General features: G+C 67.8%; 14 protein-coding genes. 8 read left to right on the top strand and 6 right to left on the bottom strand.

Going from position 1 to position 13,689, the window contains the following annotated elements; genetic code table 11:
- Positions 1-17 precede the first annotated feature (17 nt).
- From N415_RS26850 to N415_RS26835, 4 genes are all read right to left on the bottom strand, one after another.
- On the bottom strand, positions 18-968 hold the full coding sequence (locus N415_RS26850; RefSeq protein ID WP_068188244.1) for a 4-(cytidine 5'-diphospho)-2-C-methyl-D-erythritol kinase: 951 nt from the start codon (positions 966-968) through the stop codon (positions 18-20).
- Between the two features lie 60 nt (positions 969-1,028).
- Positions 1,029-1,976, bottom strand: coding sequence for a 16S rRNA (adenine(1518)-N(6)/adenine(1519)-N(6))-dimethyltransferase RsmA (gene rsmA / locus N415_RS26845; protein ID WP_068188240.1), 948 nt, complete (start codon positions 1,974-1,976; stop codon positions 1,029-1,031).
- Positions 1,940-3,067, bottom strand: a complete 1,128-nt coding sequence (locus N415_RS26840) for a resuscitation-promoting factor (RefSeq protein ID WP_204366845.1) — start codon at positions 3,065-3,067, stop codon at positions 1,940-1,942. The genes rsmA and N415_RS26840 overlap by 37 nt, the downstream gene beginning before the upstream one ends.
- A 169-nt stretch (positions 3,068-3,236) precedes the next feature.
- Positions 3,237-4,100: a TatD family hydrolase gene (locus N415_RS26835; protein ID WP_068188236.1), complete on the bottom strand. Its 864-nt coding sequence runs from the start codon at positions 4,098-4,100 to the stop codon at positions 3,237-3,239.
- A gap of 18 nt (positions 4,101-4,118) precedes the next feature.
- Between N415_RS26835 and metG the strand changes: the two genes are divergently transcribed.
- Together metG and N415_RS26825 are read left to right on the top strand one after the other, a co-directional pair.
- Positions 4,119-5,660 carry a methionine--tRNA ligase gene (gene metG, locus N415_RS26830; RefSeq protein ID WP_068188233.1) on the top strand — a complete coding sequence of 514 codons (1,542 nt, stop codon included), beginning with the start codon at positions 4,119-4,121 and terminating at the stop codon, positions 5,658-5,660.
- 226 nt (positions 5,661-5,886) lie between these two features.
- Complete coding sequence (locus N415_RS26825) at positions 5,887-6,249, top strand: PAS domain-containing protein (protein WP_068188231.1); 363 nt, start codon at positions 5,887-5,889, stop codon at positions 6,247-6,249.
- A gap of 88 nt (positions 6,250-6,337) precedes the next feature.
- Here the strand turns inward: N415_RS26825 and N415_RS26820 are convergent, their stop codons facing one another.
- Together N415_RS26820 and N415_RS26815 are read right to left on the bottom strand one after the other, a co-directional pair.
- A complete protein-coding gene (locus N415_RS26820) occupies positions 6,338-7,066 on the bottom strand; it encodes a TetR/AcrR family transcriptional regulator (RefSeq protein WP_068188230.1) in 729 nt (242 codons plus the stop codon).
- Between the two features lie 132 nt (positions 7,067-7,198).
- Positions 7,199-7,876 carry a TetR/AcrR family transcriptional regulator gene (locus N415_RS26815; protein WP_068188229.1) on the bottom strand — a complete coding sequence of 226 codons (678 nt, stop codon included), beginning with the start codon at positions 7,874-7,876 and terminating at the stop codon, positions 7,199-7,201.
- Between the two features lie 524 nt (positions 7,877-8,400).
- Here N415_RS26815 and N415_RS26810 point away from each other — a divergent pair.
- The 6 genes from N415_RS26810 (at position 8,401) to N415_RS26785 (ending at position 13,682) form a co-directional block, all read left to right on the top strand.
- Positions 8,401-9,630: a PPE family protein gene (locus N415_RS26810; protein ID WP_068188226.1), complete on the top strand. Its 1,230-nt coding sequence runs from the start codon at positions 8,401-8,403 to the stop codon at positions 9,628-9,630.
- 85 nt (positions 9,631-9,715) lie between these two features.
- On the top strand, positions 9,716-10,510 hold the full coding sequence (locus N415_RS26805) for a glucose-1-phosphate cytidylyltransferase (protein ID WP_068188309.1): 795 nt from the start codon (positions 9,716-9,718) through the stop codon (positions 10,508-10,510).
- A complete protein-coding gene (locus N415_RS26800) occupies positions 10,507-11,169 on the top strand; it encodes a PIG-L family deacetylase (RefSeq protein WP_068188222.1) in 663 nt (220 codons plus the stop codon). The genes N415_RS26805 and N415_RS26800 overlap by 4 nt, the downstream gene beginning before the upstream one ends.
- Positions 11,170-11,193: 24 nt before the next feature.
- Positions 11,194-12,240 carry an SDR family oxidoreductase gene (locus N415_RS26795; RefSeq protein WP_068188218.1) on the top strand — a complete coding sequence of 349 codons (1,047 nt, stop codon included), beginning with the start codon at positions 11,194-11,196 and terminating at the stop codon, positions 12,238-12,240.
- The gene (gene rfbC, locus N415_RS26790) at positions 12,237-12,794 is read left to right on the top strand and encodes a dTDP-4-dehydrorhamnose 3,5-epimerase (RefSeq protein ID WP_068188215.1); all 558 of its coding nucleotides are present in this window, start codon (positions 12,237-12,239) and stop codon (positions 12,792-12,794) included. Before N415_RS26795 ends, rfbC begins: the two co-directional genes overlap by 4 nt.
- Positions 12,795-12,836: 42 nt before the next feature.
- On the top strand, positions 12,837-13,682 hold the full coding sequence (locus N415_RS26785; RefSeq protein ID WP_068188211.1) for a WecB/TagA/CpsF family glycosyltransferase: 846 nt from the start codon (positions 12,837-12,839) through the stop codon (positions 13,680-13,682).
- Positions 13,683-13,689: the final 7 nt, after the last annotated feature.

Below are 13,689 nucleotides of genomic sequence, written 5' to 3'. Positions count from 1 at the left end.
GCGCCTTGAGTGCGAATTCACACTTCAGTGGGGGCGGGCACCACGCGGGCGCCGGGCACCGGGCCGGTGGCGACCCGAACGGTGCGACACACGCCCGCCCCGGACAGCTGGGTCCCGACGTCCACCGCCGACGCCGCCGACGTGCACAGGAAGGCACACGTCGGGCCGGAGCCGGACACGATGCCGGCCAGGGCGCCGGCCTCGACGCCGGCGCGCAGCGCCTTTCGCAGGCCGGGGTTCATGCTCACCGCGGCTGCTTGCATCTCGTTGCCGAGCAGCGGCGCCAGTTGCTCCGGGTCGCCCGCGGCCAGGGCCGCCAGCACCGGCCCGGGTTCGGCGAGCCGCGGCGGTTTTCCGGCCTTCCTGAGCCGGTCCAGCTCCTTGAACACCGCCGGGGTGAGCAGCTCGCCGTCGGCGAAGGCCAGCACCCAGTGGAAGCTGTTGCGGGACAGCACGGTGGCCAGCTCTTCGCCGCGACCGGTTCCCAGCGCCGTCCCGCCGTGCAGCGCGAACGGCACGTCGCTGCCGAGCTTCGCGGCGAGGATGCGCAGGTCGCGGCGCGGCACGTTGAGTTCCCACAGCGAGTTGATCGCGACCAGCACCGCCGCCGCGTCGGCGCTGCCGCCCGCCATACCGCCGGCCACCGGAATGGACTTGTCGATCATGATCGAGACGTCGGGCGCCCGGCCGACGTGTTCGGCCATCAGCTCGGCCGCCTGCCACGCCAGGTTGCGCTCGTCGGTGGGCAGCTTGTCGGCGCCCTCGCCGACCAGCTCGAGCGACAGCACGTCGGCGTTGCGGACCGTCACCTCGTCCAGCAGCGAGACGGCCTGAAAGACCGTCGTCAGCTCGTGATAACCGTCCTTGCGGCGGTCCCCCACCGCCAGGTACAGGTTGACTTTTCCGGGCACCCGTACGGTGACCGACCCGGTGGGCACCCACTGCGCGGCGGTGTTGCCGTCAGACATTGTTGACCACCGCAGCAGACTAACGCCGCGCCGGGCGAACCACACGCCACGGCGCTCCGGTCAGCTCGCCGAGGCGTGCCCCGAAACGCTCGGCAGCGTGTCGTCCGGATCGCCGGAGCGGCGCAACAGCCGCACGAAGTCGTCGATGGACAGCGTCTCGCCGCGGCGGGCCGGATCGATGCTGGCCGCCAGCAGCCGATTCGCCGACTCGTTGCCCGAACCGGCCCATTCGGCGAACGCATTGCGGGATGTCTTGCGCCGCTGGGCGAAGGCGATGTCGACGAGTTCGAACACCCGCCGCCGGAAGGCGTCGTCGGTCGGCCACGGCGAGGTCGCGTACCGGTCGATGCGAACCAGCCCCGAATAGACCCGCGGGATCGGCCAGAAGACGGTTGGCGACACCATGCCGCAGCGGCGCACCCGCCCAAAGAAGCGGACCTTCACGCTGGGCACGCCGTAGTCCTTGCCGCCCGGCTCGGCGGCCAGCCGTTCGGCGACCTCGGCCTGCACCATCACCGTCACGGCCCGAATGGACGGGAATTCGGCGAGTAGGTGCAAGAGCGCCGGGACCGCGACGTTGTAGGGCAGGTTGGCGACGACGGCGGTGGGTCCGTCAGGCCCGCCCGGCACCTCGTCCCGGCGCAGCGTCAGCACGTCGCGGTTCAGCACCGACAGCCGGTGTATCTCGCTGTGCGAGTGTTCGGCGATGGTCTGGGGCAGCCGGCCGGCCAGCGCGGGGTCGATCTCGACTGCGGTGACGGTGGCGCCGCGGTCAAGCAGCGCCAGCGTGAGCGAACCGAGGCCCGGACCGACCTCCAGGACGTGGTCGGACCGGCCGACGCCGGAGGTCGCGACCACCCGTCGCACGGTGTTGGCGTCGTGGACGAAGTTCTGCCCCAATGACTTTCGTGGCCGAAATTCCAGTTCTTTGGCCAGCCGCCTGATCTCGGTGCGCCCGAGTAGCCGGATGGTCAGCTTGCACCAGCTCTTCCGCTGCACACGGGCCAGGCGCCCCAGCCCTGGCGCTGCCGGGTGACCTCGGCGATGGCGATCTGCTCCTCGCGGGTGGCGAGGTCGGCGCGGGGCGCAAAGCGCAACCCGCCGTTGCGCTCCCAGGTCCCTTGGTCGAACTGCACACCGCCGTAATACCCGTTTCCGGTGTTGATCGCCCAGTTGCCGCCGGCCTCGCAGCCGGCGATGGCGTCCCAGATCGACCCGTTGCTCACCGGCGGCACGTCGGTGCCGGGCTTGGTGCCCACGCGAACCACGGCCTCACGGGCCGGGGTGATCACGGTGTTGGCGATGGGCAGCCTGCCGGTCTCGACGCCGTTGACCGTGGCCACCGCGAACGTCACGTCCTGCGTGCCCGGGCTGCCCGCGTCCTCGACGACCTGGCGGCTGACGTTCATCTCCGGGTCCTCGATCCGGCGCGCGGGCGGCTGCAGCGGGACTCGCTCGGTGACCCGCTGGATGCGGTTGCGGGTGACCTGGATCTGCATCCCGTCCACGATCGGGGCCGCCGCCCCGGGGGCCACCTGATCGCTTTCCAGCAGCGGCGCGCCGGCGGCGTTCAACAGCCCGGCGACGTTGGCCGCGGCGAGGTGGACGGTGCGCACCGCGCCGCCGTCGTTGATCTGGACGGTCTTGGCGCTCACGACCGGCAGCGCCATCCCGGCCAGCGGAACGCGACTGCCGCGGGAGGCGGCGGCCGGGGCGGTGTCGGTCATCGCGAGTTGGGCCAGCGCCTCGTCCACGGTCGACGCGGTCGTCCACACCTGCTTCGAGTCGTGGCCGTCCAACGAGATCTGCAGCGGCCGGCTGCGCCGCAACACGATGTTGGCGGCGTCGCGCACCTCCACGTCGGCGGCCGGGTAGAGGTCGTCGCGCTCGTCGACCCTGAAGCCGTTCTCCTGGACGATGTCGATCACCCGCGACTTCATCGTCGACACCCGCATCGCGATTCCGTCCACCGTCAGGGTCACCGTCTTGGACGCGGAAACCGCGAGCCCGCCGGCGAAGCCCAGTACTAACAGCAGGCCCGCGACAACGAGCCGCAACATCGGTGATGAATTGTGATGAAGTTTTGTCAATACAGTCAACGCGCGTTACTCCGCCTCAGCAACCAGTTACGAACCACTCAGCAAGAAAATGACTACAAACGACAGCGGGGCCCAAAGGCCCCACCGTTCGATCACAAGACGGTAACGAACCGGCCAATGTTCAGCAACTCCGACGCGTCACTGTTGGGAAAATCACCGGCCCGCGCGGCTACCCGGCGGCCGGCCCGTAGACCCGGCGGGCATTGCTGGTCGTGACCTGCGCCAAGTCTTCGGGACGGCGATCCAGCAGTTCAGCGATCGCCCGCACAGTATAAGGAAGGCAATAGGGCTCATTCGCTGCGCCCCGATAGGGGTGCGGGGTCAAAAAAGGCGCATCGGTTTCCACCAATAGCTGCTCGGGTGGGATCAGCGCGACGGCCTCCCGCAGGGCGCGCGCATTGCGGAAACTGACCGTCCCGGACAGGCTCAGCAACCACCCACTATCCACGCAGCGGCGGGCCATCGCGCTGTCCGATGAAAAGCAATGAAAGATCACCGCGTCAGGGGCGCCCTCGGCGGCCAGCACGTCGAGCACCTCGGTGTCGGCCTCCCGGTTGTGGATCATCAGCGGCTTCCCGAGGCGCTTGGCCAGGTCGATATGCCAGGCAAAGGCCTCCCGCTGCGCGGACGGCTCCGCGCAGCCCTCCAGCCGGCCCGGCCAATACATGTCCATCCCGGTCTCCCCGACCGCCACCACCCGGGGGCGGGCGGCAAGCCGCTCGATCTCGGCGCGGGCCGCGTCGTCCAAGGCGTTCGCGCGGGTCGGGTGCAGCGCCACGGCGGCGTAGACGCGCGGATCCCAGTCGGCGGCGCGCGTCACCCAGCGCGCCGAATCGAGATCGTCGGCGACGGTGACCACCGCCTGCACACCGACTGCGGCGGCGCGGTCGACGATGGCCCGCACCTCCTCGGCCCCCATATCCGGTCCGGCGCCGCACGCGTCGAGGTGGGTGTGCGCGTCGATCAAAGGCGCCAGCGGCTCGGGTGCGGGCGGCGCTTGTCGTTCACCAGAGCGGTTGGAACTCACCGCCACACAATAGGGTGAGTCTCGATGAGGCCCTACTACATCACCACCGCGATCACGTACCCCAACGCCGCGCCGCATTTGGGGCACGCGTACGAGTACATCGCCACCGACGCCATCGCGCGGTTCAGGCGGCTGGACGGTTACGACGTGCGATTCCTGACCGGAACCGACGAGCACGGGCTCAAGGTCGCCCAGGCCGCCGCGGCCGAGGGCCTGCCCACGGCCGAGCTGGCCCGGCGCAACTCGGATGTCTTCCAGCGCCTGCAGGAGCGGCTGAACATCTCCTTCGACCGGTTCATCCGCACCACCGACGCCGACCACCACGAGGCGTCGAAGGAGATCTGGCGGCGGATGGCCGCGGCGGGCGACATCTACCTGGACACCTACTCGGGCTGGTATTCGGTGCGCGACGAGCGATTCTTCGTCGAGTCGGAGACCGAAGTCGTGGACGGGACCAGGATCGCGGTCGAGACCGGCACCCCGGTGACCTGGACGGAGGAGCGCACCTACTTCTTCCGGCTGTCGGCGTATGCCGACAAGCTGCTGGCGCACTACGAGGCGAACCCCGACTTCATCGCGCCCGAGGTGCGGCGCAACGAGGTGGTCAGCTTCGTCTCCGGCGGCCTGCGCGACCTGTCCATCTCGCGGACGTCGTTCGACTGGGGGGTGAAGGTCCCGGATCACCCCGACCACGTCATGTACGTCTGGGTCGACGCCCTGACCAACTACCTGACCGGCGTCGGCTTCCCCGACACCGGCTCGGAGTTGTTCCGGCACTATTGGCCCGCCGATCTGCACATGATCGGCAAGGACATCATCAGGTTCCACACCGTCTACTGGCCGGCGTTCTTGATGTCGGCCGGAATCGAGTTGCCCCGCAGGGTTTTCGCGCACGGATTTCTGCTCAACCGCGGCGAGAAGATGAGCAAGTCCGTGGGCAACATCGTCGACCCGGTTTCGCTGGTCGACACCTTCGGCCTCGATCAGGTGCGCTATTTCCTGCTGCGGGAGGTGCCGTTCGGCCAGGACGGCAGCTTCAGCGAAGAGGCCATCGTCACCAGGATCAACGCCGACCTGGCCAACGAGCTAGGCAACCTCGCCCAACGCTCGCTGTCGATGGTGGCCAAGAACCTGGACGGGGTGGTGCCCGAGCCGGGCGAGTTCACCGCGGCGGACACCGAGCTGCTGGCGACGGCGGACGGCCTGCTGGAGCGGGCGCGGGCCAATTTCGACGGGCAGGCAATGCACTTGGCCCTCGAGGCGATCTGGCTGATGCTCGGGGAGGCCAACAAATACTTTTCGGCCCAGGAGCCGTGGGTCCTGCGCAAAAGCGAGTCCGAGGCGGATCAGGCCAGGTTTCGCACCGTCCTCTATGTCACGTGCGAGGCCGTCCGAATCGCGGCGCTGCTCGTCCAGCCCGTCATGCCCGAGTCGGCCGGCAAGCTGCTGGACCTGCTCGGCCAGGGCGCGGACCGGCGGGCTTTCGACGCGGTCGGCGCGCGGCTGGCCCCCGGCACCGCCCTGCCGCCGCCGACGGGCGTGTTCCCGCGTTATCAGGCGGAGTGAGCCGAAGCAGACCAACGGTACGCAGCGTCCGGCGACGCAACCGGGCTGGCTCCCGGCGCGGTCGCGTCGGCGCGACACACCCGGGAAAGTTTCGTTTTTCGGGGCCGTACAAACCCATTCGCAGGAATCTTGCGCGCCATGGGGAAAAGCGTCGGAACTGCGCCTTGCGATAGTCCATAATCGGCATGTGGAGCGACGACGAAGCCGGCAACAAAACCAATCGCCGATGACTACCTTGAAGGAGTTGCCCGCGTTGGTCGTCCTGGAAAGAATTCCGATTCCGGTGCTCGCCATCGGGAACGACGGCAGCATCTTGTTCACCAACACCGCCTTCGCGGAGATGGTGGGCTTCGATCCCGAAGAGGTTCTCTCCCTGCGGTTTCACGAGATCTTCCACGAGGCTCCGGAGTCGGACTCCCTACTTTCGGTCGTGCACGCACTCGCGAACATGGTCGTCGAATTGGGCCATAAGGACGGTTCGGTGGTTCGGGCTCTGATGAGCAAGTCGGCGCTCCTGCGCGCGGACGACCAGTTCGCGCTCGCGGCGTTCCAGGACCTCACCGAGCAATTGTGGGTCGAGGAACGCTAGGCGCCGATCTTTAAACCTTTAGGAATCCGCACGGCGCAATGAGATACCCGTAGTACGAAACGTGCGCTGGGCAGGCGGTCGTAATCGCCTAGCCGGCGTCGGGGACCGCGGCACCCTGGCCCTGTGCCGGTCCGGCCGGCGGTCCGTGGCGCAGCGCCTCCCGCGAAAGGAATTCGCGGAAGTAAGGTAGCGACGCCTCGGTGACGATGCCCGCGAGCATGAGTTCCCAGAATTGATTCGTGTGGGGAGCCAGACCCGCGTCGACCGCCGGACCCGCATCGCGCCCCGCCACGCCCTTGGCCGCCATCGCGTTGTACAGCAAACGCGTTCCGAACATGGCGCCGACAATCGACTCGCTGATCACCACCGGGTCGAGATCCTCTCGGACGTCACCTTCGGCGGCCGCCCGCTGGGCCTGGGCCGCCATCAGCTCAACCATGTTGGCGCAGAACCGCATGGCGGCTTCGTTGAATCCGGTCAGAGCGGCCGTCAGTTGCTCGGCGGCGCGGGCGGTCTTGTCGGAGCTGAGCACGTTGGCGATGGTGAAGGTGCCGTGGATCATGTTCTCGAGCGCGGGCGACGACGACCCGCACACGTTGCGGAATGCGACGAGTATCGTCTCGGAACCTTCTTCGATGATCGCGGAAGCCAGCGATTCCTTCGAGTCGAAGTGGTGGTAGAGGGCCCCTTTGGTCATGCCGGTCCGCTCGATGATCGTGTTCCAGCCGGCCGCGGCGTACCCGACCTCGCCGAAAACGTCTATCGCGGCGTCGAGGATCTTCCGCCGAGTGGCTTCCGATCGAACCTGGCGCGCCATCGCGTCTACACCTCCGGAGTTCCGTCGATGTCCCCAGACGCGGATCTCGACAACTTCACCAACCTTGCGGCCGGAGCGGTAAGCGTAACAGCCGCCCACACGCGGGCCGGATCGCGCGACCTGCCCATGGCGCTATCCAGAATCCGTGCCCGCCGAGGTGGAGTTGATCGCCAGTGCCGCGCGGCGCCTGAGGAATTGGCGGAAGTAATCGATGCGCTCCGGTTGCAGGATTCCGGTCAACATCAGGAGCCAGCACTTCTCCAGGTCGTGCAAGAACCGCTCCGGTTCCTCCAGGTTGCTGGTTTGGCGCAGCCCCATGTGCAGGGACACCACGAGGCGTCCCACGTCTTGCGGGTCACAATGCTGGCCGATGTCGCCCTCCGCGATGGCCTGCTCGACGACCCCCGCGAGCGCCTTGGCCCACTCCTCCAACAGCTTCTTCTGCAGGCCTTCCGACCGGCCGACCGACTCGAGCAGGTTCAGCCCCGCCCTGACCCCGTCGGTTCGGATGTCGCCGGAAGCGATCAGATACGAAAAGTCGATCAGGGTCTCCAGGCCGGAAAGCCCACGAGTGAGGAGCTCCTCCACCGCGACGGCTCCGGCGGCCGTCTGCTTCTCGATGATCGCCACGGCCAGCGCGTGCTTGGAACGGAAGTGGAAATACATCGCCCCCTTGGTCAGCTCCGCTTCCGCGAGGATGTCGTCCAGGCCGACGTCGTGATAGGCCCGGCGAGCGAACTGATGCGAAGCGGCCCGCAAAATCTGTCGCCGCGTCGCGTCCGCGCGTCCGTCGGTCGAATGGGCGGTCATCGGAACCGAGAACTCAACTGTCCGGTTCGGGTCGACCACGCCGGTGCATAAGCAAGGCGGGTGATCATTCCGGGGCCGGAGCCATGGCCCGAATCGATCGCTTCCACGTTCTCGATGCCTTCCTCGAGCAGGGCACACACCTCGTTCTCAGGGCCAGCACTCGGCGGTGTGCCTCGGGCGGCATATGGGCCGTCTTTGAGGTTAGCAGTCAGGGGTCGTTCCACGGCATTCAACGCAGCGGGTCGCGTTAACAAACTTACAAATACTGTTGGTAAGACAACATGGTGTATGCCGAACTAAAAGTATGTATAATCGCTCTCTATGTGGCTCTCAGTTTCTTCGCCTGGTCAGCGCCCCTTTTGCGGACCGCGGGCGTGCGGTGCTGTTCGATCGCCGCGCCGACCACTGCGCGGGGCGACCCGCGCCGACCTCGGACGACGTGTGTCGTTCGTCACGTCAGGGGCGTCCGTCTCTGCCGGCGCCAACGCGGCCGGCGGCGCGTCGACGGGCAGGGATCACTCGAAATGATCGACTTTGGCGCTCTTCCGCCGGAGATCAACTCGGCGAGGATGTACGCCGGCCCCGGCGCGGGGTCGCTGACGGCGGCCGCGGTGGCCTGGGACAACCTGGCCACCGAACTGCATTCCGCCGCGGCCGCGTATCGGTCGATCATCTCGGGCTTGACGGTCGGGCGGTGGCTGGGCCCCGCGTCGCTGAGCATGGCATCCGCGTTCGGACCGTACGTCGCGTGGACGGCCGGGGCCGCCGCACGGTCAGCGGAGGCCGCCGGCCAGGCCAGGCTTGCAGCGGAAATATATGACGCGGCCTGGGCCGCGACCGTGCCGCCGCAGGCGGTCATCGCCAACCGGGTTCAACTCGCGTCGTTGATCGCCACCAACTTCTTCGGTCAGAACTTGCCGGCGATCGCGGCAAACGAGGCGCAATACGCCGAGATGTGGGCTCAAGACGCCGTGGCGATGTACGAATACGCCGCTAATTCGGCGCTGGCCGCGGAGCTCACAACGTTCACGCCTGCGCCGGAGGTCGCCGACCCCGCCGTCGCGGCGGGCCAGGCCACCGCGGTCTCCCAGGCCGCGGCCGGGGCGGGCACCCAGCAGGTCTCGCTGGCCGGCCTGATGTCCACGGTGTCCTCGATGTTGCAGACCCTGGCGACACCCGCCGCGGCGAGCGCTGGCGCGGAAACGCCCTGGGGGACGCTGGTGGGCGGGCTCACCTCCGGGACCGGCGGCCTGTCGATGTCGAGCTTCATGAGCAACCTCGAAAGCAACCTGCCGGCCCTGCTGCCGGGCTACCTGATGGTGGCCGCGACCCCGCTGTACGGCCTGTCCAGCGTGCTGGGCATGGCCCAGACTTTGCAGGGGATGGCGGCCACTGCGTCGACGGCGGCCGCGAGCGCGGCCGACGTCGCCGGGCAGGCGGCGGCCGAGGCCGCGGGCGCGGCGGAAGCCGCAGGTGCGGGCGTGGTGGGAGGCCTGGGCCAGGCCGCCGCGCTCGGCCCGCTCTCGGTGCCCGCCAGCTGGACCAGCGTCATCCCGACCGCGCAGCTGACCAGCGCGGGCGCGATATTGCCCAACGCCGGCGTTCCCAACGGCATCGGCGCCGTGCCGCCGAGCATGCTGGGCGGCCTGCCGGGCGGCGCCGCAGGGCGCCAGGCGCCCGGTCCGCGGTACGGGCAGATACCGACGGTCATGGCACAGCCGCCGTCCGGCGGCTACGGGGCGGCGATCGTATGACCGGCCCAATTCGCGAAATACCAAAAGTATCGTTTTTGGCCACTAGGCGGGAACTCGGTCTCGGTTTATCGAAGGGATGGGCGTCATGAAAGTCGTGCTCTTCTGTGGCGGTTACGGCATGCGAATGCGGACCGCCGAGGGCGACCAGGTTCCCAAGCCGCTGCAGATGGTCGGACCCCGACCGCTGCTGTGGCATGTCATGCGCTACTACGCCCACTTCGGGCACAAGGAGTTCATCCTGTGCCTGGGCTACGGGCAGGCCATGGTCAAGGACTTCTTCCTTAACTACCGCGAGATGGAGTCCAACGACTTCGTCATGCGCGCCGGTCACATCGAGCTGCTCGATTCCGACATGTCCGACTGGAGCATCACCTTCGTCGACACCGGGCTGGAGTCGCCGATCGGCGAGCGGCTGCGGCGGGTGCGCAAGTACCTCGGGAACGACGAATACTTCCTGGCCAACTACGCCGACGTGCTGACCGACGCGCCGCTCGACACCATGATCGACCGGCTCAAGACGAGCGGCGCCGCCGCATCAATGCTGATCGTGCCACCCCAGTCGTCCTTCCACTGCGTCGACGTCACCGCCGGCGGTGACATCAAGGAGATCGCTCCGATCGCCAAATTCCCGATCTGGGTGAACGGGGGCTACTTCGTATTGACCCAGGAGGTCTTCGACCTCATTCCGGAGAACGGCGACCTCGTCGGCGATGCCTGCATGGCGCTCGCCGGGACCGGCCGGCTCCTCGGCTACCAGCACGACGGCTTCTGGAAACCGGCCGACACGTTCAAGGAACGCGCCGAACTCGACGCCGACTACAACACCGGAAACCGCCCCTGGATGGTGTGGGAGCAGGCTCCTGCGAGACGTTCGGCATGATCCAGCTGAACACCGGCGCAATCGACTCGATTGCCGTCATCGGCGCGCACTGTGACGACATCGTCATCGGTGCGGGTGCGACGCTGTTGCAGATCGCCCGCCACAACCCGGGTGTCGTCGTGCACGCCCTGGTGCTCACCGGCGCCGGCACCGAACGCGAGATAGAGGAAAAGAACGCCTTCGCGGCGCTGTTCCCGCGCTCGGAGGTCCGGTTGACCGTGGCCGACCTGCCCGACGGTCAGCTGCCGGGCCACTGGGGAGCGGTGAAGCGCGAGCTTGCCCAGTTCCGCCGCGAATGCCAGCCCGATCTGGTGATCGGTCCGCACCGCCACGACTACCACCAGGACCATCGCTTGGTCGCCGAGCTCATCCCGACCGAGTTCCGTGCGCAGTTGGTGCTGGGCTACGAGATTCTCAAATGGGAGTCCGACTTGCCGAATCCCACTCTCTACGTGGGCATCCCGACGGAGATCGCCCACCAGAAGGCGCAGCTGCTCGCGCAGTCGTACCCGTCGCAATCGGGCCGCGACTGGTTCGACGACGAGGCGTTCCTCGGCCTGATGCGGGTCCGGGGCGTCCAGTGCCGGGCGCGCTACGCCGAAGCCTTTGTGGGCGAGAAGGCGGTCATCAGCCCCTTCGACGCTCATTTCGACAACTGATCTTTCGACGGGAGGGATGACACCATGCGAGTGCTGATCACCGGCACGGAGGGCTATCTCGGTTGCCTCCTGGCGCCGCTGCTCCTCGAGGACGGTCACGACGTCGTCGGTTTGGACACCGGCTACTACCGGGCCGGTTGGCTGTGCCCGGGCCCGCTCGCCGGCAGTGCCCACCCGGTGGCGGCGCTGACCCTCATCAAGGACATTCGCGACGTGACCGTCGCGGACCTGCGCGGGTTCGACGCGATCGTGCACATGGCGGAGCTGAGCAACGATCCGATCGGCGACCTGATCGGGGACGTCACGTACGAGGTAAACCACCGCGGCAGCGTGCATTTGGCAGAGTGCGCCAAGCGCGCCGGCGTCGGCCGGTTCGTCTACATGTCGTCGTGCAGTGTGTACGGGATCGCCGACGGGACGGTCGATGAGACCAGCCCCATCAACCCGCTGACCCCGTACGCCAAGTGCAAGGCCCTGGTCGAACGGGACCTCACCGCGATGGCCGACGACGACTTCTCGCCGGCATTCCTGCGCAACGCAACGGCATTCGGCGCCTCGCCCCGCATGCGCTTCGACATCGTGCTGAACAACCTGGCGGGTTACGCCTGGACCGAACATCGCATCGCGATGACCAGCGACGGCACCCCGTGGCGGCCGCTGGTGCATGCCCTCGACATCGCTCAGGCCATCCGGTGCGCGCTGCGCGCCGACCGGCAGACCGTGCACAAACTCGTGGTCAACGTCGGCAGCGACGAAAACAACCGCACGGTGCGCGAAATCGCGGAGACCGTCAGCGCCGAGTTCCCCGGCTGCGAACTCACTTTCGGCCCGCCCAACGCGGACAACCGCAGCTACCGGGTGGCGTTCGGCAAGATCCGTGCGGTCTTCCCCGACTTCCGCGCCGAGTGGGACGTCGCGGCCGGGGCGGCGCAACTGCATCGCGTCTTCCAAACCATCGCAATGGATCCCGAGACATTCCACGGCCGCGGGCACACCCGCCTGAAGCAGATCGAATACCTGCTCAAGACCGGGCAGGTCGACCAGCGACTGTTCTGGAAGGAGACGCAGTGAAGTACACGCCCACGGCTGTTGCCGGGGTGACGATCATCGACATCGAACCCCATCGCGACCATCGCGGCTTCTTCTCTCGATCCTTCTGCGCCGACGAATTCCTCACCTACGGGCTCATTTCCGAAGTGGCACAAACCAACCTCTGCTTCAACTACACCCGGGGGACGGTGCGCGGCCTGCACCGGCAGGCGCCCCCGCACGCCGAGGCGAAACTGGTGCGTTGCGTGCGCGGGGCGATCGCCGACGTCGCCGTCGACATCAGGCCGGAATCGCAGACCTACGGCAAGCACGTGATGGTCGAGTTGACCGCGGAGAACCGCCGCGCGCTGTTCCTGCCGCCCTACGTCTTGCACGGCTTCCAGACGCTGACCGACGACACCGAGGTCATGTACCAGGTCAGCGGACCCTATGTGCCCGAAAGCGAAGAGGGATTCCGCTGGGACGAAACCGAATTCGCCATCAAATGGCCGCTGCCGGTGACCGTCATGTCGGAGAAGGACGCCAGCTGGCCCTTTATGGATGAGCCGGCGGCGGCCGAGAGCGAGGCGTCATGACCTCGTACCGCCCGGTCCGAAAGCGCCTGGGATAGGTTTGCCATGGGCCACGAATCCTCAGCAGCCCCGGTGCGCATGGTCGTCAGCGGGAGCGTCGTCGAACGCTGCGACACCGACCAGGTGCTGTCCATCATCTCGGCCCGCCTGCGCTCGCGGGCGGGCGGGCTGGCGGTGGGCTCGGTGAACCTGGATCACCTCCACCACTTTCGCTCGCTTGGCGCGACGCCCGCGAGCCGGCTGGAATGGCTGCTGCTGGCCGACGGCATGCCCATCGCGTGGCGGGGGCAACTGCTGACCGCAAAGCCGTGGCCGCGCGTGACCGGGGCCGACTTGCTGCCCGCCGTGTTGGCGTTGGCCGAGTCGACGGGTCAGCGGGTCGGCTTCTTCGGCGGCAGCGCCCAGACCCATCGGCTGTTGGCGCAGCGCCTGCGGGCGCACTATCCCGCGCTGGTGGTATCGGGCATGTGGGCGCCCGACCCGGCCGACATCGAATCGGACTCCGACGCCCTGGCCGCCGATATCCGCGCGGCGAGTACCGACATCCTGGTGGTCAGCCTCGGCAAGCCACGCCAGGAGCAGTGGGTGGACCGGCACGGATTCGCCACGGGCGCAAAGGTTTTCCTGCCGTGCGGTGGCGCCATCGACTTCCTGTCCGGCATGACCAGCCGGGCGCCGGACTGGATGCAGCGAGCGGGCCTGGAATGGTTCTACCGGTTGACCCGCGAGCCCCAGCGCCTGGCCCGCCGGTATCTGTTGCAGGGGCCGCTGGCCTTGCTGCGCGCATCGCGGGCCCAGCTGATCTGTTATCCCGGCGTGTACTACGCGGGGATGCCAACCACCGAAAACACCGAAACCCTCGTCGCCGCGGCGCAATCGGTGACGGCGTAACCGAGAG

The sequence above is a fragment of the Mycobacterium sp. UM_CSW genome, assembly GCF_000455205.1.
In the GTDB taxonomy this organism is placed as follows: Bacteria; Actinomycetota; Actinomycetes; order Mycobacteriales; family Mycobacteriaceae; genus Mycobacterium.
The sequence above is the reverse complement of the archived record's forward strand: the minus strand, read 5'-3'. Positions and strand labels throughout refer to the sequence as shown.